Source organism: Flavobacterium pectinovorum, from assembly GCF_022802975.1.
GTDB classification, from domain to species: Bacteria; Bacteroidota; Bacteroidia; order Flavobacteriales; family Flavobacteriaceae; genus Flavobacterium; species Flavobacterium pectinovorum_B.
This window is the reverse complement of sequence record NZ_JAFEVZ010000013.1, coordinates 105,809-131,111: the sequence shown is the minus strand read 5'-3', so window position 1 is coordinate 131,111 and position 25,303 is coordinate 105,809. Positions and strand designations below refer to the sequence as shown.

The following is a 25,303-nucleotide window of genomic DNA, read 5'->3' as shown; positions in this document are numbered from 1 at the left end:
AGTTTCAGGTTCTCGTTAACATAAAACTTGAAGCCTGAAACAAAAAAAACTAAAAAATAACATGGAAGAAAAAACATTTACCATATCGGTATACTCGGAAAATAACGTAGGCTTATTAAATAGAATATCAGGAATATTCTTAAAGCGTCACATTAATATATTAAGTTTAAACGTTTCAGAATCAGAAATAGAGAATGTTTCAAGGTTTATTATTGTAGTTGAAACAACGGAGAAATGGGTTAAAAATATCGTTGGACAAATTGAAAAACAAATTGAAGTAATAAAAGCATTTTATCACACAGATGAAGAAACTATTTATCTGGAAAATGCGTTATTTAAAATAGCTTCAAGCTTATTGTTTGATGAAAAACAAATTCAGAATATAATCAAAGAAAGTCAGGCTACAATAGTAACCGTCTCTCGTGATTTTTTTGTTATTTCAAAATCAGGCAGACGTTCTGAAATAGAAGAATTATATGAGAAATTTAAACCGTACGGTATTATGCAATTCGTTCGTTCAGGAAGAATTTCTGTATCGAAAGAAAAAATGGAAATTTCATCATTATTATTAAACGAATTAAAATAGTTACAATCATTCAAAATTAAACATCATACTTATAAATATTAAAAAAATGGCCAATTATTTCAACACATTACCACTTAGATTACAATTAGAACAATTAGGGGTTTGCGAATTTATGGATCAATCAGAATTTGCAAACGGAATAGATGCATTAGCAGGAAAAAAAGTCGTAATCGTAGGTTGCGGTGCACAAGGTTTAAACCAAGGTTTAAATATGAGAGATTCAGGTTTAGATATTTCTTACGCTTTGCGTGCAGATGCAATTGCTGAAAAAAGAGCTTCTTTTAAAAATGCTACTGAAAATGGTTTTAAAGTAGGTACTTATGAAGAATTAATTCCAACTGCTGATTTAGTTTGTAACTTAACTCCGGATAAGCAACATACAGCTGTGGTTACTGCCATTATGCCATTAATGAAAAATGGTTCGACTTTAGCATATTCTCACGGATTTAATATCGTTGAGGAAGGTATGCAGATTCGTAAAGATATCACAGTAATTATGTGTGCTCCTAAATGCCCGGGTTCTGAAGTACGTGAAGAATATAAAAGAGGTTTTGGTGTACCAACACTTATCGCGGTTCATCCTGAAAATGATCCAAATAGTTTAGGTTTAGATCAGGCAAAAGCTTATGCGGTTGCGACAGGAGGACACAGAGCAGGGGTTTTGAAATCATCTTTCGTGGCTGAAGTAAAATCAGATTTAATGGGTGAGCAAACTATCCTTTGCGGATTATTGCAGACCGGTTCTATTTTATGTTTTGATAAAATGGTTGAAAAAGGAATCGATGCTGCTTATGCTTCAAAATTAATTCAATACGGATGGGAAACTATTACAGAAGCATTGAAGCACGGAGGTATCACTAATATGATGGATCGTCTTTCAAATCCTGCTAAAATTGAAGCTTACGAGCTTGCAGAAGAATTGAAAGATATCATGCGTCCGTTATTCCAAAAACATCAGGACGATATCATTTCTGGAGAATTCTCTAGAACTATGATGATTGACTGGGCAAATGACGATAAAAACTTATTGACATGGAGAGCAGCTACAGGAGAAACTAATTTTGAAAAAACTGCTCCTCAAGAAGCTCCAATATCAGAACAGGAATATTTTGACAATGGAGTATTAATGATTGCAATGGTAAAAGCTGGTGTTGAATTGGCTTTTGAAACAATGACTGAAGCAGGAATTATTGAAGAATCTGCTTATTATGAGTCACTGCACGAATTACCATTAATTGCTAATACAATTGCAAGAAAAAAATTATTCGAAATGAATCGTGTTATTTCGGATACAGCTGAGTACGGATGTTATTTATTCGACCATGCTTGTAAGCCTTTGTTGACTGAATTCATGAAAAAAGTTGAAACGAATATCATTGGAAAACCATTTTCAACTTCAAACGGAGTGGATAATGCTATTTTAATTGCGGTGAATAAAGAGATTCGTCAACATCCTATCGAAGAAGTAGGTGCTTGGTTAAGAGAGTCTATGACAGCAATGAAAAAGATTGGATAATATAAATTAGGAATTACACACATATAAGTGTGTTGGGATTTTGCACTGTATCTTAGTTTTATGTAATATTTTGAATTAGTAAGCACTTATTAAGATAATAACAGATATAGCGCATATTACATTCACTTAACTTTAGATTGTAAGGTTAAGTGAAGTAATCCCTAAATTATCAGGGGTGTGTTTAGTTATAAATATACTTGTAGAGATTTCTGTTATGATTAATATGTTGCTGCTATTTTCAGAATAAATGACAAAAGCAGGCAGGATTAAAATTAATTGTTATTGAAATTGTTAGATTTAAAAAGGCATGGTATTTAAAATATCATGCCTTTTTTGTATTGCTAATATTGGATTAAAATTCAATAATTTGTATAAAATACATTAAAAACGTTTGTTTTTTTAAAGATGTGCTTTTTTTTAATGAAATTTATGAATTAAATAATTTTAAGAATAGATTGTTATTTAATACATTTATAAAAAAATTACAACAACTATGAGTTATTATAAAATTGAAAATTTAGAACAATATTTTAAACATTACAATAAGTCAATAAGAGAGCCAAGAAAATTTTGGGGAAAAATAGCTGAGGAAAATTTTACATGGTACCAGCAATGGGAAAAAGTTGTTGATTTTAACATGGCTGAAGCCGAAGTAAAATGGTTTACTGAAGCTAAAGTTAATATTACAAAGAATTGTATTGACAGGCATTTAAGTAAAAGAGGAGAAAAAACGGCAATTATTTTTGAACCGAACAATCCTTCAGAAGATGCAATACATATTACGTATAATGAATTATACGAAAGAGTTTCTAAGATGGCAAACGTTTTGCGTGAGCAAGGAGTTTCAAAAGGAGACAGAGTTTGTATTTATTTACCTATGATTCCGGAACTTGCCGTAACAGTTTTGGCTTGTGCCAGAATTGGTGCGATACATTCGGTTATTTTTGCAGGATTTTCAGCTTCGGCAGTTTCTGCAAGAATTAATGATTGTGAATGTAAAATGGTTATCACTTCTGATGGAGGTTATAGAGGAAATAAAACAATTGATCTTAAAGGAATAGTTGATGAAGCTTTAGAAAGCTGTCCGTCAGTTTCTAAAGTTTTGGTTGTGAAAAGAACTGAAACTGAAATTAAAATGCAAGAAGGCCGTGACATTTGGTTACAGCCTTTATTAGATGTTGCTCTTGATTATAACGTAGCAGAAATTATGGATGCTGAAGATCCTTTGTTTATCTTGTACACTTCAGGATCAACAGGGAAACCAAAAGGCATGGTGCATACTACAGCCGGATATATGGTTTATACAGCTTATACTTTTAAAAATGTTTTCAGTCATGAAGAAAATGATATTTTTTGGTGTACTGCAGATATAGGTTGGATTACCGGACATTCATACATTTTATACGGACCATTATTAAATGGAGGAACCACTGTAATTTTTGAAGGAGTTCCATCTTACCCTGATTTTAGCCGTTTCTGGGAAATTATCGAAAAACATAAAATTACACAATTTTATACTGCTCCAACAGCCATTCGTTCTTTAGCTAAAGAAAGCTTAAATTATATTCAGAAATATCCTTTAAAATCACTTAAAGTGATTGGTTCTGTTGGGGAACCAATTAATGAAGAAGCTTGGCACTGGTTCAATGACCATGTTGGAGATAAAAGATGCCCGGTTGTGGATACCTGGTGGCAAACAGAAACAGGTGGGATTATGATTTCGCCAATTGCTTTTGTTACTCCAACGAAACCTACCTACGCAACTTTACCATTACCTGGAATTCAACCTGTTTTAATGGATGAAAAACGTAACGAAATTGAAGGAAATCAAGTAGTTGGTAGTTTGTGTATTAAATTTCCGTGGCCTGGAATTGCCAGAACTATATGGGGAGATCATGAGCGTTATAAAAAGACATATTTCTCTGCTTTCCCAGGTAAATACTTTACAGGAGATGGAGCATTAAGAGATGAAGTTGGATATTACAGAATTACAGGTAGGGTAGATGATGTTGTAATTGTTTCAGGACATAATTTAGGAACAGCACCTATTGAGGATGCGATAAATGAGCATCCGGCTGTTGCAGAATCTGCAATTGTAGGTTTTCCTCATGAAATAAAAGGGAATGCATTATATGGTTATGTTATCTTAAAAGAAACCGGTGAAGTTAGAAATAAAGAAAACTTAGCGAAGGAAATCAATCAATATATTGCGGATCATATTGGTCCAATTGCTAAATTGGATAAAATTCAGTTTGTATCAGGATTACCAAAAACACGTTCAGGTAAAATTATGCGAAGAATTTTGCGTAAAATAGCTGAAGGAGATTTTTCTAATTTTGGAGATACTTCGACATTATTAAACCCTGAAGTTGTTGAAGATATTATGAATGAAAGAATTTCCTGATTTTGTAAATGAGTATAAAAAAAGCGTCTTAAGGTAAATTCTTAAGACGCTTTTTTTGTTGATTTATTTTTCTTGTTTCAAAGTCAATCCCATTGGAACCATCAAAATACCTTTTTCGTAAATATTAAGGTAGAGTGTTGCCGGTTTTTTCTGTCCTTCCCACTTCAATTCATAAACATTAAGGAAGCCGGCTCCCATGTCACTTCGTTTTGTTGGAAAAGGACAGCAGGTTTCTAATCTTGTGTATGTGATTTTTTCTCCATTTGGACCTGCTAAAGCATTTAAAAAACGAGTTTCATTTAGTGTTTCATCTTTTGTATTCCTGTAGAAAATATTAATTGGATAATCTGGATTGTAACCATATTTTTTGTCCTTACTGAATTCTTTAATGATAAACGTATTGTTTTTGCTTAAAACTAAGTCTGGAGCATTATCATCAACATTTTTTAATGTCGATTTAGTACTTACACACGAAGTTGCTGCAATTAATAAAACAATAAGAAAGGTTATTTTTTTCATGGACTTGATATTATTTTTGATACAAATGTAAAAGATTTTTTCACGAGAGATTTATGAATTAAAACTAATTTTGGGTTTTTAAAAATAAGAAAACAAGTTTAATTTCTGTTGTTTTAAATTTAATTGAAGATATCAATTACAATCAGATATTGTGCCATATCGTTATAAATAAAAAAACATTCTGCCTTATTCTGTATTTGAATCAGGTAGAATGTTTTTTTTAATATTATTTAAAATTAAACAATTTCGGCACTAAGTCCAGCTTCCAGAAGTTGTGTACATTGTGGTTTTAATTTATCAATAGGTCCTGTTTTTACGGTGCATTTTCCGTTATAATGTACAATTAAGGAACATTGTTCTGCTTGTTCGGCTGTATGGCTGCAAACACGCATTAAAGTATCAATTACATGATCAAAAGTGTTTACATCATCATTATAAACAATAATTTCGTTATTGAAACCTATAGCTTCTTTTTCACGAACTCTTTCTCTTACTTTTTCTTTAGTACTCATTTTTTTAGTTTTTTGTACTGTTGTAATTACTAATATCTAATTTACGTATTTTAATGAGACCCAGTTGTTTCTTTGAAACTTTTTAACATAAGTTAATCCTTTTTCTGTACAGGAAGCATCGATAAACGGAATGTCTTCTTCATAAAAGCCACTTAAAAGTAATGTTCCTTTTGGATTTAAACAATCAACATAGCTTTGCATGTCGTTTAATAAAATATTACGATTAATATTTGCTATAATTAAATCGTATTTTTTTTCAGATAATAAGGTTGCATCTCCTTCGTAAACGGTAATATGTTTGCAATTATTGCGCTCTGCATTTTCAATAGAATTCAAATAACACCAGTTGTCAATATCAATTGCATCAATAGGCTGAGCGCCTTTCATTTCAGCCAAAATAGCTAAAATTGCAGTTCCACAACCCATATCCAACGTTTTTAAACCTTCAACATCCATTTCAAGTAAATGCTGAATCATCATGTGTGTTGTTTCGTGATGACCTGTTCCAAAACTCATTTTGGGTTCGATTAGGATGTCAAATTCAGCGTTAGTTTTTGGATGAAAAGGAGCGCGTACATGGCATTTTCCATCAACATCAATAGCTTCAAAATTCTTTTCCCACTCCTCATTCCAGTTTACCTGATCGATTTCCTCAATAGTATATTCGATTGTAAATTCGTCTGATTGTAAAATATAAATGTCATCTAAGATATTTTCATCCCATAAATCTTTCTTCACAAAAGCAGAAATTCCTTTTTCAGTTTCTGTAAAACTTTCGAAAGCTTTTTCACCTAATTCGGCAATTAATATTTCTGATCCCAGTTCTTTGGGTTCAATTGAAAAATGATACCCTAAATATATATTTGACATAGATAATTTTTTTGCAAAGGTAAGAATCGAAAGCAGATGTTGTTTAAAAATAATGATTAACCTTTATTTTTTAAGTGTTTTTTTAGAAATAAGAGTAATGTGAAGGTTTTAAAAACGGATTTTAATATGAATTGCTAACTAATATAATTCCAGATACTTTTTTTCTTGGTTAGTTCGATGAAAATGGTTTTTAAAATGGCATGTTCAGGTTTTTGTAAAGGAGGATCTTCCTTTAAGATTTTCATTGCATAGTTTCTGGCTAAAGCCAAGATATCACGATCCCGAACAATATCTGCAATTTGCAGATTTAATACACCGCTTTGTTGCGTTCCCATTAAATCTCCCGGTCCTCGAAGTTTAAGGTCAACTTCTGCAATTTCGAAACCATCATTGGTCTGAACCATTGTTTCCATTCGGGTTTTACTGTCTGAACTCAGTTTGTGGCTTGTCATCAAAATGCAATAACTCTGTTCGGCTCCACGTCCAACTCGGCCCCGCAATTGGTGCAGCTGCGATAAGCCAAAACGTTCCGCACTTTCAATAATCATCACACTGGCATTTGGAACATTTACACCAACTTCAATTACGGTTGTTGCAACCATGATATTGGTTTTTCCTTCAGAAAAACGTTTCATTTCAGCATCTTTATCCGTAGGTTTCATCTTTCCGTGTAAGATGGAAATTGAATATTGAGGTAATGGAAAATCACGGGAAATACTTTCGTAGCCATCCATTAAATCTTTAAAATCCATTTTCTCTGATTCCTGAATCAACGGATAAACAATGTAAATTTGTCTTCCTTTTGCAATTTCATCGCGTAGAAATTTCCAGACTTTTAGTCGATTACTGTCAAATCTGTGAACGGTCTGAATTGGTTTCCTGCCGGGAGGCAATTCGTCAATTACAGAAATATCCAGATCACCATATAAACTCATTGCTAAAGTTCTTGGGATAGGAGTGGCGGTCATCACCAAAACGTGTGGCGGAATTTCATTTTTCTTCCACAATTTTGAGCGTTGTTCAACACCAAAACGATGTTGTTCATCAATTACGGCTAATCCTAAATTTTGAAATTTTACTTTGTCTTCTAACAAGGCATGAGTTCCAATTAGAATTTGTAAAGTACCATTTTCAAGTTCTTCATGAATAATTTTTCTAGCTGCAGTTTTTGTTGAGCCAGTTAGTATTTTTATATTGATATTTAGTGTGTTAGCTAATTCTGATAAACCAATAAAATGTTGATTGGCTAAAATTTCAGTAGGCGCCATCAAGCAAGCCTGAAAGCCATTATCGATTGCCAAAAGCATGCTCAAAAAAGCCACAATTGTTTTTCCTGATCCTACATCTCCTTGTAATAATCGGTTCATCTGGGCGTTACTTCCCATATCGGATCGGATTTCTTTAACCACTCTTTTTTGTGCATTAGTGAGCTCAAAAGGCAAATGATTTTGATAAAATTCATTAAAGAATTCGCCCACTTTTGTAAAAGGATGTCCTTTTATTTTATGTTTCCGAATCAGGTTTTTGGTTATTAATTGCAGTTGAATAAAGAATAATTCTTCAAATTTTAATCGAAATTGAGCTTTTGCCAAAGCATCGGCACTTTTGGGAAAATGGATATTGAATAATGCCGCTTTTTTTGAAATTAACTTTAATTCTTCAACTAAGTAAGAAGGAAAAGTTTCCGTAAATAAAGCTTGCGTTTCGATGAAAAGCTGTTCCATCAATTTATTTATTGTCCGATTTGAAATTCCGCGATTTGTGAGCGTTTCTGTTGAAGGATAAACTGGCTGCATGGCAGATCGAAGACTTTTTTCATGATCACTTAAAAGTTCAATCTCAGGGTGTGCCATACTAAACTGGCTTCCGTATAAAGAACATTTTCCAAAAATGACACATACTTCATTGAGTTTTAAACTCTCCCGAATCCATTTGTGTCCCTGAAACCAGTTCAGGTCTATTTGCCCGGTATCATCCACGAAAGTGGCAACTAGTCGTTTTTTATTTTTAGCAAATTCAACTGTTTTTATATTAATGATTTTACCAATAATCTGAACTTCGGAACCCGTATTTTGTAATTCGTTTATTTTGTAATAACGAGTTCTGTCAATATATCGGTTTGGGAAAAAATTAACCAAATCTCCGTATTTATGGATGCCCAATTCCTTACGAAGCAGCTGGCCACGACTTGGGCCAACACCTTTTAGGTATTCGATAGGGGTTTCGAGGAGATTGTTGGACATTTTGGATTTAAGAGTTTAGATTGTTGATTTTAGAATTTGGTTTTTCATGATAGGATTTAATTCAAAAGCGAAGATAGATTTTAATTAGGAAATTTAAAAGGGCTTATTGTTGTCAAATTTTGTACTTAATTACCTATTTTTGAAATAAAATAAAAAATAAGATGAATAAAATTTTTCTACTAGTTTGTTTAACTACAGTTTTGTTTTCATGTTCAAATGATAAAAATGAAGCTATTAAAACCTGTAAAGTTGTAAGTGTGAAAACACTTATTTTAACTTACGATGATATTGTATTATCAAATACTGTGTTTGATCCAAATTTCACAGGTAAAATTAATTTCGAATATGATAACCAAAATAGAATTAGCAAAGTAAAAGGTAGTTTTGTTTCAATTCCAACTTCAAATAATCTGACTAATTGGAGGATGTCAAATGAAGCAGAAGATTTAATTACTTATGAAAATGACATTATTAAGGTGCAGTATTCTCATAATTTTACTTCGCCTTATACTAAAGAATTTGTAATTGATGATGACCGATTAATAAATAGAAAAACAACTAATTTTTATCCCTTTAAATCTGAACCAATATTGTACACTTATGAGTACAATGGTAACGAAATTATGGAAATGTTAAATGGCAGAGTATATAGGAAATTTTTACTATCTGCTGGCAATTTAATAAAAGTAGAGCAAATTAAGTATTCATTTCCTGACAATGAAGTTATAGGTAAAAGAGAATATATATTTTCAGGTTATGATACTTCAGAAAATTTATTAAAAGGTAAGTTTTTTATAAGTGGAGCTTTATTTACAGCGTTTTCGAAAAATAATTATTCAAATATAAAGGTATGTGATTACGGATTTTCTGACAATGTTTTTAAGCTATTAAATACTACAAGTTATACTTATGAACCATCGTATGATTTGGATAATATTTCATTAATATTTGAAAGAGAATGTAATTAATTTCAAACTATTTTGCATTTTTAGAATTACATTTATAGTCTGTTAATTAATTAGAGAAAAAATAATGACAACCCACTTAGCACTTTTACGAGGAATCAACGTTTCAGGTCATAACATGATGAAAATGGAAACTTTGAAAACAATGTTAGAAAATATTGGTTTTCAAAACGTGAGAACCTATCTACAATCCGGAAATGTTTTTATTGATACAGAAGAAGAAAGTGCTTCAAAAGTAGGGTTTATGATTAAACAGGAAATCTTTAAAGTTTTCGGGCATGAAGTTCCTACGATTGTTATTACAAAAGAAGGCCTGGAATTGTGTTTTAAAAACAATCCTTTTCTAAAAGAAAAAGATTTTGATACCAAAAAACTCTACGTAGCTTTTGTTTCAATTGCTTTGAAAAAAGAAAATATTAATGATTTAAAAATCAGTCAGTTTAAACCGGATGAAGCAAGTATTGATGGTAACAGAATTTTTATTAAATATGCTGTTGGAGCCGGAAAGACGAGATTTGACCAGAAATATATTGAGAAGAAACTTAATGTCACAGCAACCATAAGAAATTGGAATACGGTAACAAATTTGTTAAATATGTATTCGGAATAATTCAATAAAAAAGCAGAATCCAAATTAATATTGAATTCTGCTTTTTTTATTGTGGTATGATTTTTTAAATTCTGAAAATTCCTCCAAAAGCAATAATTCTCTGAAAGAAGAAAAAATCCTGAAAAGCGCTATCATCATTACTTGCGGTAGTTTTGATATCCTGCATGTTAATGTAACCGCCTTTAAGTTCTCCCTGAATATAAAAATGCTTGAAAAAAGTAATATTAATTCCTGCTTTTGCCGAAATTCCGTAACCGGAAACATGAAAATCATCATGTCGTTCTTTTCCTAAAAGAGTTGTATTGGTTTTAGGATACAAAAGCCCTGCACCAAGTCCTTCAGTTAAATTAATCTGAACTTTATCTGTGTTTGGAAGACTAAACCATTTTGAAATATCATCAAATCTTGAAACTTCTGTGTTTACATAGTTCAGACCGTCAGTATGCTCGTACATAAGAAAAGTTCCGTCCTCAAAAGGTACTGGTTCATTATTGTAAACGCCATTGTGTACAGAACCGGCATCAGTTAGAGGCAAATTAATTTCTCCTGTAACATTCGCGATTTGATTCTGCGTCATGACATATTTCATGTGGTCAACACCAATCGTTACACTGTAATGATCGCTAAAAAAATAACCCAGTCTCAGATTCGTTTGCGGAATAGTCATTCGGGCCGGGTTAACATAATCAACATGCCAGCCTTTTGGTTTATCATGTGCACTCATATTGTGAACAGTGAATTCATAATCTTTTCCTCTGAAGGTTACATCAGACTTTGAGTAGCTTTCTCTGTTGCCGCCCCATGATACAAAAAACTTTCCTTTATTGTGTGCTGTATATTTATCTTGTATTGCAATTTCATCCTGAGCAAATGTGTTCACAGCAAAACACATTAAAAAGAAAGGCAAGAATAAAAATTTATTTTTCAATGATTGAATTGTAAAAATTAGAATGAATTAACTGTTTTTCTGATAGCTACCAATTTGGTCATTAAACCTTCAAAATAGTCTAAATGTAGCATATTGGCTCCATCACTTTTGGCATTAGCAGGGTCAAAATGAGTTTCGATAAAAATACCGTCAACGCCTACAGCAATACCCGCTTTGGCAACGGTTTCAATCATATCAGGTCTTCCTCCTGTAACACCGGCAGTTTGGTTTGGTTGCTGCAAAGAGTGCGTAACATCCAAAACTGTTGAAGCATATTGCTGCATGGTAGGAATTCCTCGATAGTCAACAATCATGTCTTGATAACCAAACATAGTACCGCGATCTGTAACCATAACATTTTCATTATTACAGTCTAATACTTTTTGTACAGCATGTTTCATGCTTTCCGGACTCATAAATTGCCCTTTTTTTAAGTTTACAGTTTTTCCTGTATTGGCGGCAGCCACAACCAAATCAGTTTGTCGTACTAAAAAGGCAGGAATTTGTAAAACATCAACATATTGCGCAGCCATATCAGCATCTTCATTAGTATGGATGTCTGTTACAGTTGGAACATGAAAAGTTTCAGAAACTTTTCGTAAAATTTTTAATGCTTTTTCGTCACCAATTCCGGAGAAACTGTCAATTCTGGAACGATTGGCTTTTTTAAAGGATCCTTTAAATACATAAGGAATCTGAAGTTTGTCGGTAATACCAACTAATTTTTCGGCAATTCTGAGCGCCATTTCTTCTCCTTCAATAGCACAAGGCCCAGCCAATAAAAAGAAATTCCCGCTTTCAGTATGCTTAATTTGTGGAATATGTTGTATGTTCATAATATGATTTTTTGACAGTGCAAAGGTAGTTAGGTTTTGCGATTTACAGATGAAGATTTTGGATTATTTTAAGATGCTATTCCCGCTATCCCATAACAATATTTTTTTTCCAACTTTTTTCTGAATTCTAGAGTAAGCTTACATTAGTTACTCTGAGAAAAAAAATCTCAAAAAATACTTTCATTTAGAAGGAAGTTTACATAACTCTTGTAAAAATAAAAGGAAAATAAAATAACCGGGCTAAGGCTTTAGTAATATTCGTATTTAAAAAAAAAGCCTTCAGAAAACAGATTCCGGAAGGCACAACGTTAGTTTTATTTGCAAAATGAATCGTAAAGATTCTTCTTTATTTAGCTAATAACGCTAATGATAACGAATAAAATTACCAAAGCGATTACCGCAATTTTTGTGTATTTAGAATTTTTCATTTTTTTTTTAAGTTAAATTACTTTTGATAATTACAAATATAATAGTTAATCTGAAACTTCATAAGTTCTATTTTTATTTAACATTTTTAAACAAAAAAAGCCCTGAATTTTCAGAGCTTTTGATTATTTCTAAAAAAGAAAAATATTATTCTTCTTTCATTGTGTGATAAACGTTCATTACGTCATCATCTTCTTCGATTTTTTCGATCAATTTTTCAACATCAGCAATTTGGGCTTCAGTAAGTTCTTTCGTGATTTGTGGAATACGCTCAAAACCTGAAGATAAAATTTCCAGACCTCTGTTTTCAAGTTCTTTTTGTAAAGCTCCAAAGCTTCCAAAAGGAGCATAGATTAAAATCCCGTCTTCGTCTTCAAAAACTTCTTCGGCACCAAAATCAATTAATTCTAATTCTAATTCTTCAGCATCAAGACCATTGTTTGCAATTCTGAAATTACAGGTATGATCAAACATGAATTCAACAGATCCCTGAGTTCCCATTGTTCCGTTACATTTATTGAAATAACTACGAATATTGGCAACCGTTCTGTTATTATTATCAGATGCTGTTTCAATTAAAATTGCAATTCCATGAGGAGCATATCCTTCAAACAAAATTTCTTTATAGTTGGCAGTGTCTTTATTACTTGCGTTTTTTATAGCGCGCTCAACATTGTCTTTAGGCATGTTGGCTGCTTTTGCATTTTGAATTACAGCTCTTAATCTCGAATTGGCGTCTGGGTTTGGTCCGCCTTCTTTAACAGCCATAACGATATCTTTACCAATTCTGGTAAATGTTTTGGCCATTGCTGACCAACGTTTCATTTTTCTTCCTTTTCTAAATTCGAACGCTCTTCCCATTTCTAATTTTTAGTTTTGTGATGCAAAAATACGGTTATTCCTTATTTTTCCAAAATCAAAGCCTATTCTTTTTCAAATTATGTTTTAGCGTAAAGAAAATAGCTTTAACCAAATTAGGTTATTTTTTCGAATGATTGTAAAAGAATAAAATGATTCGTTTTAGCCTCAATTACCTCGTTACAATGAGTTTCGTGAACTTTATTTGAAACGGAAAGCTTTATTATATAGACAATAAATGTCTAATGTTTCTGCTTGAAAATAAACTAATGTGATTCAGTTATAGGTTCAGGTTTAGATAATCTGAAATTTACCTGGAAGCATTAAATTCATTAATAATATTTACGGCTTCGTTTAGGTAAGGATTGGTTTTGAGATTATCAATTTGATATTGGTTTATTGTTTTCTCCGCAGGATAAACTCCCAATAAAAATTGATTTACGGTTGAATTGTAAACGTCTAACGGATTGTTTTCATCACTAAACGTATTAATTTCTTTCCAGAGTTTGTTTCGATTGATTTTTTGTTCAAAAATGGCACTTAATGTCATTGGAACTTCAGACTTTGGAACATTAATCATTCCGTCAATTTTTGAATTGATTTCTTTAATCTGTTTGAAATAGTAATTGTCAGTCAATCTTGCAGAACTGTTTTTTGCAATTTTGTCAATTAGAGTTCTCTTGACATACGGCTTATATTTTAATAAAGAAACAATGCTGTCGTTTTTTATAGCTGTTGGAAAATTGCTTTCTTTTTGGTAAACATTCTCATAAAATTCCGGAAGCACCACATCTGGTGTAACACCTATATTTTGATGGCTTTTGCCTGTAACCCTATAAAATTTATTGATACTTATTTTTAAAAAATCGGTAGTTGTATTTTCATCAAGAGGAACAATAGTTTGCATGGTAGCCTTTCCTAATGTATTACTGCCTAATAATAAAGCTCGGTTGTAATCTTGTAAAATTGATGCAAAAAATTCACTGGCAGAAGCGGTATTGCTATTTACTAAAATAACAAGTGGCCCTTTGTAAATCAAACCTTTATAGGGATCATTAATTATGGATTGGCCTTGTTTATTATCGATCACTATAGAAAGTGGACCGTAATCAACAAACATTCCTGACAACCTGATAGCTTCTTCCATAGAGCCGCCTCCGTTATTAATCAGATCGATTACAAGGCCTTTTATGTTGTCTCTTTCAAGTTTTATAACTTCTCTGGCAACATCATCGGCACAGCCTTTGCGGTTATTTTCGTCGAGATCAGCATAAAAACTTGGAATTTTTATGTAGCCAATTTTACTGTCCTTGCCTATAATGAAACTGTAGACCGAATTGTCCTCATCTTTCATGATTTGCTTTTCGATATAAACCTCAAAATTTTTGCCTGAATTTCGTTTTAAAGTAAGTGTTATTTTTTTATTAGACTCCGATAAAATCATAGTTGAAACAGATTCTAACGAAGCGCATGAAACTTGTAAAGTCTCTTTTTGATTTGAAATTGAAACAATTTGGTCGCCTTTTTTAATTTGTCCCGTTTGAAAAGCTGGACCATTTGGATCTAATCCCTCTATAATGATTTCATTTTTCTCATTTAATTTTAAACTTACACCTAATGAAAAATGTTCTTTTGATAGCGATGCTACAAAACTGGATTTCGAATCATCACTAAAGTAGGCTGTGTGAGGATCAAAATAAGTACAAAAAAAGTTATAAAGGTTTTCCTGTTGTGTGTCTTTTCGTTCTAATAACGTATTGATTCTGCAGATTTCATTTGATAAAATAATGACTCTTGATTGTAATTCAATCGATTTGAAGTTTAATTTAAGAGAGTCAAGATTGTCACTTGTTTCAGCGATATCATCCAGAATTTGATAGCGCAGTTTTTTAAGCCAGACTTTTTCAAGATCTTCTTTTTTGAGATAAAATGTAAATGCTTTTTTATAAAACCGAATAGTATCTTTTTTACTATAATCAATTGGTCCGGCTTGAATTTTCTCTAAAACGGCTTTAGTTCGTAAAAGACCATTTGTATATTTAGCTGATATATCAGATAGAAAACCACAATCACCTTTTAATATTAAATCGTCTAAATTTAAACGATAGCGTTTAGACATTTCATCATATTCTGATTTGAAAAAGATATTTCTTGAAGGATCTAATTCATTCATTAGATTGTCAAAAACGTACACAGATAAACTATCGTCTACAGGTTTTGGTCTAATGTGTTCATTTTGAATAAGTGTATTTATTTTGGTAAGTATTTCGCACGTCTTATCACTATTTTGAGAAAATAGAATGTTCGTCATTAACAGAAATGCCAATACTACTTTTTTCATACTTCTGGAATCTTACACTAAATTTACGCTTAATTTTCCATTAAATGTTACATTTTTTAAAATATTCTTACATCTAAACGATATATTCAGATAAAAAAAATGCATTACAATTAAGTAATGCATTTTTTTAAATATTTTTGTTTTGAACTTATTTTTTGTAAAAAGGCAGTTTTACGACCTTTGCCGCAACATCATTTTTTCTGATTCGGATAAAAATATCGCTGTCAACAGCACTATTATTTGCTGTAACGTATCCTAGACCAATTCCTTTACCCATAGAAGGCGACATAGTTCCTGATGTAACAACACCAATTACTGTTCCTGAAGCATCTACTATTTCGTAATCATGCCTTGGTACAGCGCGTTCCTGCATCTCAAAAGCTACTAGTTTTTTAGAAACACCTACTTCTTTTTGTTTTTTCAGACTTTCGGAGTTTGTAAATTCTTTACTGAATTTGATTATCCATCCCAAGCCGGCTTCTAACGGAGAGGTTGTATCGTTAATATCGTTTCCGTACAAACAAAATCCCATTTCTAAACGTAAAGTATCACGGGCAGCCAAACCAATTGGTTTAATTCCGTATGCCGCTCCTGCTTCAAAAACTTTATTCCAAACCTGTTCTGCTTCACTGTTTTTGCAATAAATTTCAAATCCGCCAGAACCGGTGTAGCCAGTAGCAGAGATTATTACATGTTCGATTCCGGCAAAATCAGCCACTTCAAAATGGTAATATCCAATTGCAGACAAATCTATCGTAGACAAGGATTGCATAGCTTCAACCGCTTTTGGCCCCTGAATGGCCAATAAAGAATAATCATCAGAAAGGTTTTTCATCTCAACGCCCAAATCATTGTGCGACGAAATCCAGTTCCAGTCCTTCTCAATATTCGAAGCATTAACGACTAACAAATATTGTTCTTCTTTCATTTTATAAACAATCAAATCATCTACGATTCCGCCTTCATTATTAGGAAGACAAGAATATTGTGCTTTTCCAATTGTCAAAGTCGAAGCATCATTTGAAGTTACTTTCTGAATCAAAGCCAAAGCATTCGGACCTGTTAACAAAAATTCACCCATATGCGAAACGTCAAAAACGCCCACACCATTACGAACTGTTTCGTGCTCAGCATTCACACCTTCGTACGTAATTGGCATATTATAACCTGCAAAAGGAAGCATTTTTGCTCCTAAACCTTCATGTATGTGCGTAAGCGCAGTATTTTTCATTGTATTGTTTTATAAAATTGAGCTACAAATTTATTCAAAAAATATCGAATTTGAATAGCCTAAATTATAAATTTCGCAATAATTAGGAGCTATTTCCTGCTATCCGCTATATCTTTTGCTTTTTAAAGAAAAAAGTAAAAGGATAACGCTGCAAATGAAGTTCACTGAACTCCAATTAGAAATAAAGACATTGTGAAGTAATCAGGGCTAAGGCAGATCGCTTTTAAGAAATGATTCGGTTTTTCGATTTTTTATGTAATTTTAGTATATAAAAACATTTAGATGAAGTCTTCGTATCTAATCACCAAAGAAGAAATTTTAAAATTCTACAAACCTGCAAATCCATTGACGCACAAAGGACTTCAGGGGCATGCTGCGATTATTGCCGGAAGTTACGGCAAAATAGGAGCAGCAGTTTTAGCATCAAAAGCCTGTATAAAATCTGGCTGCGGACTCGTAACGGCTTTTGTACCAAAATGTGGTTATCAAATTCTACAAATAGCCATTCCCGAAGTTATGGTTGTTACTGATGAAAATACAAATTTTATAGCACATATTAATCTGCCTTTAATTCCGCAAGCAATCGGAATAGGACCGGGAATAGGGCAGGAGCTGGCTACTCAAAAGGCATTATTTGAATTTTTGAGAATCAATAAAGTGCCTTTAGTTCTCGATGCCGATGCTTTAAATATCTTGTCAGAAAATCAATCGTGGCTGGAATTAGTTCCTGAAAAAACAATTTTGACACCGCATCCAAAAGAGCTCGAGCGTTTGATAGGCAAATGGAATTCAGAATCTGAAAAATTTCAAAAAGCAATCGCTTTTTCAGAGCATTATAAAGTAATTGTCGTAATGAAAGGCGCTCCAACTTTTATAATTAATCAAACTTCAGTTTACCAAAATACGACAGGCAATGCTGCTTTAGCAACAGCTGGAAGCGGGGATGTACTAACCGGAATCATTACAAGTTTACTGGCGCAGCATTATGAACCTTGTCATGCAGCATAATTAGGTGTTTTTCTTCATGGACTGACGGCAGATATTGCATTGCCACAAACCGGTTATCAATCTTTTATTGCGTCTGATATTATTGAAAACCTTGGAAAAGCCTTTTTAATTCTTGAAAATTAATCTATTTTATTGTTTCTATATATTTTTCTAAGCTCTCTTTTTCTGACTGAGCAATTAAAAACATAAAACCTTCCGAATCAGTATTTTCGACTAATTGGTGATATTGTTTTTTATTTTCACTATCGCTTTTTATGTTTGCGATTGAATATCCATTTTGTAATAAAATCATATTCATCACCAGTCGGGCAGTTTTTCCGTTTCCATCAATAAATGGGTGTATTTTTAAAAGACGAAAATGCATTTCTGCTGCTAAAATTATAGGATGGAGTTTGTTTTTATTGATTTCATACCAGATGAAATAATCTTCTACTTCTTTAGCAATTAATGATGGCTCAGAAACTATATTATGGTTTTGATCGTTTGTGTCTTTTGTTTTTCTATAGCTTCCGCTTTCGGGATTTATACCTCGTAAAATTAAATTATGTATCGATAAAAGATTCCGTTCATTAAATGAGTTGTTTTTTTGTAAATCTTTTATAAACCGAATCGCTTCCTGATGATTAACAGCTTCCAGATGCTCCCTCATACTTTTGCCCGAAATCGTTAAACCTTCTTTAATTACCATTTCAGTTTCCCTGAGCGTCATGGTATTTCCATCCATCCGATTGCTTTCAAAAGTATAATCTAATTCAGATTCTTTCAAAATTTCATAAAAATTGTTTTGAGAAATTACCTCATATTTAGTTTTTAAAATATCAATTTCTTTTAGGATTTTATCTAATGCACCGGATAGTTTTATTTTGAAAACTGACTTTTGATATTTGAGTTCTTCCTGAGCTGCTACAAGGGCTTTTAAAGCAAATTCTTCGTTTTCAATTTCATATAAAATTTTTTCTTTTAGCCAGGCGGTGATTAAAGTTTCATAATCAATTTCTAAAAGTTCTGCTAATTTAGAAACTTGTTCTTTTGTGGGTTTTCGAAGACCACTTTCAAATTTACTGATTAAAGCCTGATCAATGCCCAATATTTGTGCAACTTCACGAGTTTTTAAGCCTTTTTGTTCTCTGCCATTTTTAAGAAGTGATTTCATTTCGAAGGAAATTAATTGTCTTGACATTTTTTGTCATTATGTTTTAGATAAAAAAAGCAATACTATAAATATTGCTTTTTGAAATTTTCCTGTATGATGTTTACCGAAGTCTCTTTAACTGCTTATAATTGCTGTATTGCTTCAGTAGCCTATAAACATAAAAAAAACAGATTAAATCAGATATTTTTTATGTTTTTATGAATTATGTTATTGTAGTAAATTTAATTATAAAATATGAAAAAGCGATGTGGTTGAGTGTCTGTTTTAATTTTTTTGAACTTTATATTAAAAGGATTTTTGATAGAAAAAAATATTTATCTACGACTAAGATTCTGTTTAAATTTTAAACAGGCTCTAAAATTAATTAAATGCTTTTTTTATGCGGTCTAAGTCGCGTTTTGTATCCTGTTCTTTCAGAGATTCACGTTTGTCATAATTTTTCTTTCCTTTACAAAGACCAATTTGAAGTTTAGCAAGACCTTTTTCGTTCGTGAACAATTTTAACGGCACTATAGTCAATCCCTTTGCCTGAACACTTTTCTGAAGGTTTTTTAATTCTTTACGATTCAGAAGTAATTTTCTTTCACTTCTTGATTTATGATTAAATTGGTTTCCAAAACTGTATTCTTCAATATAGGTATTAATGGCAAAAAGTTCATTATTACTAAACTCACAAAAACTTTCAGTAATATTTGCTTTCCCTAATCGGATAGATTTTATTTCAGTTCCTGCCAAAACAATTCCGGCAGTATAGGTGTCGATTATTTCATAATCAAACCTGGCTCTTTTATTAAGTATATTGACTGTTTTTAACATAGGAAGACAAATTTAGCAACAAATATATGAAAGAGCAATTGTTTTTACAGAAATGATATAAATTTGCAGTATGGAAAACCAAAAATCAAAAGATCCCTTACACGGAATTACACTTCAAAAAATAGTAGAAAAGTTAGTTGATTACTATGGTTTTGATACTTTAGGTGAATTAATTCAGATAAAATGTTTTACTGAAAATCCTAGCGTAAAATCAAGTTTGACTTTTTTAAGAAAAACGGATTGGGCCAGAAAAAAAGTAGAAAATTTGTATCTAAAATCACTTTCTAAATTTCCTGAAAATTAATTTAACATGCAGTAAGTTATTGTTTTAGCCTCATAAAGAAGCCAACAGACAATTGGCATAATGAAAAAAATAAAGGGATTACAGATTCAATAAAGAATAAATTACTTTATCAAAAAACTTCCCTTCGTAAAATTCAGATTCTTTCAAATGGGCTTCTTTCACAAATCCACATTTTTGTAAAACTTTTTCAGAAGCAAAATTTTCAGGATCAATTACGGCTTCAATAGAATGTAGTTTCAAATCATTAAAACCATAAGTAATTAATCGTTTTACGGCTTCAGTAATAATTCCTTTTCCATGAAATTCCGGAAGTAGCATGTAGCCAATTTCAGCACGATAATTTTCAGGCTGCATTCTGTAATATCCAATAAGACCTAATATTTTTGGGCTACCTTTTAAAGTAATACCCCAATTTATTCCGGTATTGGAAACAATTTTTTCTTCAATAGTTGCAATATGTTCGAGTGCATCTTCAGTAGTTTTAACTAAAGGTCTCGGGATATATTTCATTGTTTCCGGATTAGATCGTAATTTATAAACTTCATTTACATCATCATTTGTAATTCGTCTTAAAATCAAATGTTCTGTTTCTATAACCGGAAAAGGAGTAAAATTAAAGTTCAGCATAAATAAGTTTTTTATAAAGTGCTATAGTTCATTTGCTTCGAGATTATTTCTTCTGAAAAAAGCAATTTGCATAAACAATGATAATAAAATAGTTAGGATTGCTCCAATAAAATTTAACCATAAATAACCAAGTTTTTCCTGACCGCTTGGATAAATTGCAATCATAAAATAATAAATGATAAAAATGGTTATCTGGCTAATAATCGCACTGTAAAACATTGGTTTTGCCTGAACGCGCTTCAGATAAAAGCCTACAAGAAAGATCCCCAAAACGGTACCGTAAAAAATAGAGCCAATAATATTTACCAATTGAATTAAATTTTCAAATAAAGTTCCAACACAGGCAAAAAGGATGGCAACAATTCCCCAAAAAAGGGTGAAAAATTTGGTAGCATTGAGATAATGCTTTTCAGATTTTTCTTCTTTGAGATTTCGTTTATAAATGTCAATTGCAGTTGTCGATGCCAGTGCATTTAATCCGGAAGCCGTTGATGACATTGCTGCCGAAATAATTACAGCCAGTAATAATCCAATGAGCCCTTTTGGCAAATAATGTAAAATGAAATGAAAAAACACATAATCCTTATCATTGGTTTCGCTATTGCTGTCAGCTTTCGAAATAATTTCTTTTGCACGGTCGCGTAAATCTTTTTCTTTATTGGATAAGGTTACTAATTCTTTTCGAAGAATAGGGTTGTCATAATCCTGATTCAATTGTTCAATATATAAAAGATTGATTACTTTTTTGTCTTCAGAAAGTTTATTCAGTTTTAGCTCTAAAGCATGGTATTCCTCTTTATATTGTGATTTTTCAATGACAATTTTATTATTCGGATTAAAGTTTAACGGAACAGGATTGAATTGAAAAAAAACAAAAACCATTACGCCTGTAAGTAATATAAAAAACTGCATTGGTACTTTTAGTAATCCGTTCATGATTAGTCCCATTTGGCTTTCCTTAACGGATTTTCCCGATAAATAACGGCCTACCTGAGACTGATCTGTTCCAAAATAGGCAAGCATCAGGAAAAAACCACCTGTAATTCCGCTCCAAAAAGTATATTTTTCTTCAGGATCAAAAGAGAAATCTACAATATTCATCTTATCATTGGCACCAGCGATGTGCATAGCACTTGAAAAAGTCATGTCTTGTGGCAAATAGTGTAGAATCAGAAAAAAAGTGATAAACATTCCTGACATAATCACGAACATTTGCTGTTTTTGGGTGACGTTCACAGCTTTTGTTCCTCCCGAAAAAGTGTAAATTATAACCAGCAAGCCAATAATAATGTTCATCAAAGTTAAATTCCAGCCTAACAAAGCCGATAAGATAATGGCTGGAGCATAAATGGTTAATCCGGTTCCTAATCCTCTTTGAACCAAAAAGAGAATGGCGGCCAATGAACGTGTCTTTACATCAAATCGTTTTTCAAGAAATTCATAAGCAGTAAAAACCTTGGTTTTGTGGTATAACGGGATAAAGGTTACGCAAATGACAATCATTGCAATAGGCAATCCAAAATAAAATTGCACAAAACCCATTCCGTCATGGTAAGCCTGTCCGGGTGTCGATAAAAAAGTAATGGCACTGGCTTGTGTAGCCATAACTGAAAGACCTACTGTGTACCAGGGAGTTTCGTTATTTCCTAGAATAAAGTCTTCAACATTTTTACTTCCCTTGGTTTTCCAGGATCCGTATCCTACAATAAACAGAAGAGTAACAATTAGTACGACCCAATCAAATAATTGCATAATTTATGAATATAATTGCATGATTAAGAAAAAAATAACGATATAAACCGCATTAGCTACTAATACATAAGTGTAGCTTTTTTTCCATTTTTTTTGTTTTTTGGCTTCCATTTACTTTAGTTCTTTAATTCCTGTTTAGGAGCTTCTATTGGTTGTTTCAGCGAAATAATATTCGAAAGTAATCTGTAAGCACCGGGAACGCCTTCCGGGAGTTCTCTAAAAAAGCTTAAACCTGTGTAAATATAGAATCCTTTTCCATAAGGAGCGACTAATAAAGCACCATTTTTAGGAGATTCACCTTTATCATGTGAAGAAATAATAGGTGTAAAGGCAGGATCAAACTGATTAGGATAATATAAACCTTGTTCCTGTGTCCAGCCTTCAAAATCTTTTGTACTGATTTTGTTTGGAGTATTTAAAACAGGATGATTTGGTGCTAAAAAAGTGATTTTTGCATTTTCCTCAGTAACGCGATCATTTGAAAGTTTAAGTGGGTAAGGAGCAATTTTATCTGTAATTAACTTGCCATTTGTATTGTATTGTACAATCATGGTTTTGCCGTTTTTTATAAAATCAAAAAGAATTGCTTGCTTGTTAGCAAGAGCATTTACAGTATTGTAAGCGCGAATTCCGGTCATTACTACATTAAAAGATTCTAACCTTTCAGGTGTAATTTCCTCGGGGTTTAAAATAGTAACTTTGTATCCCATTTGAGACAGACTTTCGGGAACTTCGTCACCGGCACCCATAATGTAGCCAATTGCATCTCCGGTAGTTTTTAAATCAATTCGGATACATTTTGACTCGGCTGATTTTAAAACTAATTGTTTTGTAATATGGTTAAAATCAAGAATAGTCTGGTCTTTATCAAAACTTTTTTTTTCGGTTATAACGACACTTTTTGCAATAGCTTCTTCAGGGTTTGAAGGAGGTATCACTTCAAAATAGAAAGTTTGTTCCATACCTTTTTTATCCAGAGTAAACGGAATTTGTTTTGGAGAAACTATCCAGCTTTTTGGAAGTTCCAGTTGTAAATTTCCTTTTATTTCGTTTTTACCTGCACGAACTTTTACAGGAATCATTTTACTTTTCGTATCCTTAAAAATCAAGACTTTTTCAAGAATCGAAGTAGTAACTTCGGGTACAATATCCAGGAAATTATACATTTCGCCTTTTACTCCATCGTTATACTTATAAACAACAGTTCGCTCAAACGGAATTTCAACGCCATCAATTTTAATGTTAAAAACAACTTTTACTTCTCTGATAATATCCGGAACTCCAATGATTTCCTGATTAGAAACCGTGTACATTCCTACGCTGGCTTTTTCTTTCAGCCAATAGGGCTGAGTATATTCTATTGTATCTGGCAGCTGGATTTCAAGTTTTAATCGTTGGTCGTTATTGTTTTTTAAGATAAAATTATTTTTAATCGTGGTGGTGTTGTCAGGAAACGAAGTTAAGCCTGTCAACTGCATTTCAATTGAACATCTGTTAATGGCTTCAATGTTTAGTTTGATAGTGCTTCCGGGGGTAGCTTCCTGTTCCTCAGCAACAGCTTCCAGATATAAACCTGCACTGGCCGCAATGATGTTTTTTATAGCATCCGATTTTAAAGTTTTCCAATGAGTATCTTCTAATTCCTGAATCATCGAATACGCTTTTACCAAATCTGGAATACTGGCAGATGGATTGGTGAAATTATAATCTGCTATAATTTTTGAAATCAGTTCGCCAATTGGTTTTCCATTTTCTACACGATTCCATGAGGTATCGATTCCGTCGAATAAATCATTACGGTTTTTTGGTTTTTCGCCATTAATTAGTTCCAGATATTCAGTTTCATTTCCGCGGGCTCCGGTGCTCCCAAATCCTTGCGATTGATGACAACTGCGGCTTAAGGCGGCAATTTCCTGATTTGATTTTCCGGTTCCGGCATAATAAACACCTGTCTGCAGTGTAGTAAACTTTGATTTGTCGGCTGCATCAAATTTTTCCTGACTTCCATAAAACCACCATGAAGGATTAAAAAATTGACGTTTTACCTGCCAAGGCGTTACAAATTCTAATTGTTCAGGATATATTTTTGAATCGTTTGTCAAATTAAAACTTTCCACACTCAGCATCGCTGATGAAGTATGATGCCCATGTGTAGTTCCGGGTGAACGATGGTCGAAACGATTGATAATTACATCCGGCTGAAATTTTCGGATAGTCCAGACCACATCGGCAAGGACTTTATCTTTATCCCAGATTTTTAAAGTTTCATCAGGATTTTTAGAAAAACCAAAATCATTCGCACGCGAAAAAAACTGTTCTCCTCCATCTATTTTTCGGGCTTCAATTAACTCCTGAGTTCTGATAACCCCAAGTAATTCACGTAACTGTGGGCCAATTAAATTTTGTCCGCCATCGCCTCGGGTTAATGATAAATAGGCTGTTCTGGCATTTACCTCATTGGATAAATAAGAAATTAAACGGGTATTTTCATCATCAGGATGCGCTGCAAGATATAGGACAGATCCCAAAAAATTTAGTTTTTGAATTTGATTATAAATCTCAACAGCATTAGGTTTTTGTGGCTGTTGGGCAAAAGAAATTTGAATAGTGACAAAAAAAAATAAAAATAGCTGAGTTTTTCGCATAGCGTGAATCGTATTTTTGAAATAGCTTCAAAAATACTAATTAAATCTTTGAACAGTAATTAAATGAAATGTTAATGTTGAATTTTTTAATAAGAAGCTATTCCCGCTGTCCGCTGTATCTTTTTATTTTTAAAGGAAAAATAAAAAGGATGC

The 25,303-nt window shown here is 32.5% G+C and carries 20 protein-coding genes and 1 pseudogene; 7 read left to right on the top strand and 14 right to left on the bottom strand.

Going from position 1 to position 25,303, the window contains the following annotated elements:
• Positions 1-61: 61 nt before the first annotated feature.
• The 3 genes from ilvN (at position 62) to acs (ending at position 4,506) form a co-directional block, all read left to right on the top strand.
• Positions 62-586 (top strand): acetolactate synthase small subunit, encoded by a 525-nt coding sequence (gene ilvN / locus FLV_RS16875; RefSeq protein WP_243235485.1) that lies wholly within the window; start codon positions 62-64, stop codon positions 584-586.
• Between the two features lie 46 nt (positions 587-632).
• Positions 633-2,102, top strand: coding sequence for a ketol-acid reductoisomerase (ilvC, locus tag FLV_RS16870; protein WP_243235483.1), 1,470 nt, complete (start codon positions 633-635; stop codon positions 2,100-2,102).
• Positions 2,103-2,595: 493 nt separating this feature from the next.
• Complete coding sequence (gene acs / locus FLV_RS16865; RefSeq protein WP_243235481.1) at positions 2,596-4,506, top strand: acetate--CoA ligase; 1,911 nt, start codon at positions 2,596-2,598, stop codon at positions 4,504-4,506.
• 63 nt (positions 4,507-4,569) lie between these two features.
• Here the strand turns inward: acs and FLV_RS16860 are convergent, their stop codons facing one another.
• The 4 genes from FLV_RS16860 to recG form a co-directional block, all read right to left on the bottom strand.
• Entirely contained in the window at positions 4,570-5,025 is a 456-nt protein-coding gene (locus tag FLV_RS16860; RefSeq protein WP_243235479.1) for a 2-dehydro-3-deoxyphosphooctonate aldolase, read from the bottom strand.
• A 236-nt stretch (positions 5,026-5,261) separates the two neighbouring features.
• Positions 5,262-5,537 carry an ATP-dependent Clp protease adaptor ClpS gene (locus tag FLV_RS16855; RefSeq protein ID WP_243235477.1) on the bottom strand — a complete coding sequence of 92 codons (276 nt, stop codon included), beginning with the start codon at positions 5,535-5,537 and terminating at the stop codon, positions 5,262-5,264.
• A gap of 36 nt (positions 5,538-5,573) precedes the next feature.
• The gene (gene prmA / locus FLV_RS16850) at positions 5,574-6,407 is read right to left on the bottom strand and encodes a 50S ribosomal protein L11 methyltransferase (protein WP_243235475.1); all 834 of its coding nucleotides are present in this window, start codon (positions 6,405-6,407) and stop codon (positions 5,574-5,576) included.
• A gap of 134 nt (positions 6,408-6,541) precedes the next feature.
• Positions 6,542-8,650, bottom strand: a complete 2,109-nt coding sequence (gene recG / locus FLV_RS16845) for an ATP-dependent DNA helicase RecG (protein ID WP_243235473.1) — start codon at positions 8,648-8,650, stop codon at positions 6,542-6,544.
• Positions 8,651-8,811: 161 nt separating this feature from the next.
• On the opposite strand from recG, the gene FLV_RS16840 reads away from it, so the two are divergent.
• Entirely contained in the window at positions 8,812-9,618 is an 807-nt protein-coding gene (locus FLV_RS16840; protein WP_243235467.1) for a hypothetical protein, read from the top strand.
• A gap of 64 nt (positions 9,619-9,682) precedes the next feature.
• The gene (locus FLV_RS16835) at positions 9,683-10,225 is read left to right on the top strand and encodes a DUF1697 domain-containing protein (protein WP_243235465.1); all 543 of its coding nucleotides are present in this window, start codon (positions 9,683-9,685) and stop codon (positions 10,223-10,225) included.
• A gap of 64 nt (positions 10,226-10,289) precedes the next feature.
• Here FLV_RS16835 and FLV_RS16830 read toward each other — a convergent pair whose 3' ends face one another.
• The 5 genes from FLV_RS16830 to gcvT form a co-directional block, all read right to left on the bottom strand.
• Positions 10,290-11,153, bottom strand: a complete 864-nt coding sequence (locus FLV_RS16830) for a hypothetical protein (protein ID WP_410745978.1) — start codon at positions 11,151-11,153, stop codon at positions 10,290-10,292.
• Between the two features lie 17 nt (positions 11,154-11,170).
• Positions 11,171-11,989, bottom strand: coding sequence for a 3-deoxy-8-phosphooctulonate synthase (kdsA, locus tag FLV_RS16825; RefSeq protein WP_243235463.1), 819 nt, complete (start codon positions 11,987-11,989; stop codon positions 11,171-11,173).
• A 573-nt stretch (positions 11,990-12,562) separates the two neighbouring features.
• Positions 12,563-13,276 carry a YebC/PmpR family DNA-binding transcriptional regulator gene (locus FLV_RS16820; RefSeq protein WP_026729302.1) on the bottom strand — a complete coding sequence of 238 codons (714 nt, stop codon included), beginning with the start codon at positions 13,274-13,276 and terminating at the stop codon, positions 12,563-12,565.
• A 307-nt stretch (positions 13,277-13,583) separates the two neighbouring features.
• Positions 13,584-15,614, bottom strand: coding sequence for a S41 family peptidase (locus FLV_RS16815; RefSeq protein WP_243235462.1), 2,031 nt, complete (start codon positions 15,612-15,614; stop codon positions 13,584-13,586).
• A 148-nt stretch (positions 15,615-15,762) separates the two neighbouring features.
• Positions 15,763-16,845: a glycine cleavage system aminomethyltransferase GcvT gene (gene gcvT / locus FLV_RS16810; protein ID WP_243235461.1), complete on the bottom strand. Its 1,083-nt coding sequence runs from the start codon at positions 16,843-16,845 to the stop codon at positions 15,763-15,765.
• Positions 16,846-17,127: 282 nt separating this feature from the next.
• Here gcvT and FLV_RS16805 point away from each other — a divergent pair.
• Positions 17,128-17,976, top strand: a pseudogene (locus FLV_RS16805) (NAD(P)H-hydrate dehydratase).
• Position 17,977: 1 nt separating this feature from the next.
• Here FLV_RS16805 and FLV_RS16800 read toward each other — a convergent pair.
• Positions 17,978-19,033, bottom strand: coding sequence for a Fic family protein (locus FLV_RS16800; RefSeq protein ID WP_317235678.1), 1,056 nt, complete (start codon positions 19,031-19,033; stop codon positions 17,978-17,980).
• 333 nt (positions 19,034-19,366) lie between these two features.
• Entirely contained in the window at positions 19,367-19,822 is a 456-nt protein-coding gene (gene smpB, locus FLV_RS16795) for an SsrA-binding protein SmpB (protein ID WP_110345592.1), read from the bottom strand.
• Between the two features lie 70 nt (positions 19,823-19,892).
• Between smpB and FLV_RS16790 the strand changes: the two genes are divergently transcribed.
• The gene (locus tag FLV_RS16790; RefSeq protein WP_243235459.1) at positions 19,893-20,126 is read left to right on the top strand and encodes a VF530 family DNA-binding protein; all 234 of its coding nucleotides are present in this window, start codon (positions 19,893-19,895) and stop codon (positions 20,124-20,126) included.
• Positions 20,127-20,204: 78 nt separating this feature from the next.
• Here the strand turns inward: FLV_RS16790 and FLV_RS16785 are convergent, their stop codons facing one another.
• From FLV_RS16785 to FLV_RS16775, 3 genes are all read right to left on the bottom strand, one after another.
• The gene (locus FLV_RS16785) at positions 20,205-20,753 is read right to left on the bottom strand and encodes a GNAT family N-acetyltransferase (RefSeq protein WP_243235457.1); all 549 of its coding nucleotides are present in this window, start codon (positions 20,751-20,753) and stop codon (positions 20,205-20,207) included.
• Positions 20,754-20,774: 21 nt separating this feature from the next.
• Complete coding sequence (locus FLV_RS16780; protein WP_243235456.1) at positions 20,775-22,505, bottom strand: sodium:solute symporter; 1,731 nt, start codon at positions 22,503-22,505, stop codon at positions 20,775-20,777.
• A 116-nt stretch (positions 22,506-22,621) separates the two neighbouring features.
• On the bottom strand, positions 22,622-25,150 hold the full coding sequence (locus tag FLV_RS16775) for a PIG-L family deacetylase (protein WP_243235449.1): 2,529 nt from the start codon (positions 25,148-25,150) through the stop codon (positions 22,622-22,624).
• Positions 25,151-25,303: the final 153 nt, after the last annotated feature.

Coding starts and splice junctions, on each gene's coding strand:
- ilvN (WP_243235485.1), top strand. CDS start 62: ATGGAAGAAAAAACATTTACCATATCGGTATACTCGGAAAATAACGTA.
- ilvC (WP_243235483.1), top strand. CDS start 633: ATGGCCAATTATTTCAACACATTACCACTTAGATTACAATTAGAACAA.
- acs (WP_243235481.1), top strand. CDS start 2,596: ATGAGTTATTATAAAATTGAAAATTTAGAACAATATTTTAAACATTAC.
- FLV_RS16860 (WP_243235479.1), bottom strand. CDS start 5,025: ATGAAAAAAATAACCTTTCTTATTGTTTTATTAATTGCAGCAACTTCG.
- FLV_RS16855 (WP_243235477.1), bottom strand. CDS start 5,537: ATGAGTACTAAAGAAAAAGTAAGAGAAAGAGTTCGTGAAAAAGAAGCT.
- prmA (WP_243235475.1), bottom strand. CDS start 6,407: ATGTCAAATATATATTTAGGGTATCATTTTTCAATTGAACCCAAAGAA.
- recG (WP_243235473.1), bottom strand. CDS start 8,650: ATGTCCAACAATCTCCTCGAAACCCCTATCGAATACCTAAAAGGTGTT.
- FLV_RS16840 (WP_243235467.1), top strand. CDS start 8,812: ATGAATAAAATTTTTCTACTAGTTTGTTTAACTACAGTTTTGTTTTCA.
- FLV_RS16835 (WP_243235465.1), top strand. CDS start 9,683: ATGACAACCCACTTAGCACTTTTACGAGGAATCAACGTTTCAGGTCAT.
- kdsA (WP_243235463.1), bottom strand. CDS start 11,989: ATGAACATACAACATATTCCACAAATTAAGCATACTGAAAGCGGGAAT.
- FLV_RS16820 (WP_026729302.1), bottom strand. CDS start 13,276: ATGGGAAGAGCGTTCGAATTTAGAAAAGGAAGAAAAATGAAACGTTGG.
- FLV_RS16815 (WP_243235462.1), bottom strand. CDS start 15,614: ATGAAAAAAGTAGTATTGGCATTTCTGTTAATGACGAACATTCTATTT.
- gcvT (WP_243235461.1), bottom strand. CDS start 16,845: ATGAAAAATACTGCGCTTACGCACATACATGAAGGTTTAGGAGCAAAA.
- FLV_RS16800 (WP_317235678.1), bottom strand. CDS start 19,033: ATGTCAAGACAATTAATTTCCTTCGAAATGAAATCACTTCTTAAAAAT.
- smpB (WP_110345592.1), bottom strand. CDS start 19,822: ATGTTAAAAACAGTCAATATACTTAATAAAAGAGCCAGGTTTGATTAT.
- FLV_RS16790 (WP_243235459.1), top strand. CDS start 19,893: ATGGAAAACCAAAAATCAAAAGATCCCTTACACGGAATTACACTTCAA.
- FLV_RS16785 (WP_243235457.1), bottom strand. CDS start 20,753: ATGCTGAACTTTAATTTTACTCCTTTTCCGGTTATAGAAACAGAACAT.
- FLV_RS16780 (WP_243235456.1), bottom strand. CDS start 22,505: ATGCAATTATTTGATTGGGTCGTACTAATTGTTACTCTTCTGTTTATT.
- FLV_RS16775 (WP_243235449.1), bottom strand. CDS start 25,150: ATGCGAAAAACTCAGCTATTTTTATTTTTTTTTGTCACTATTCAAATT.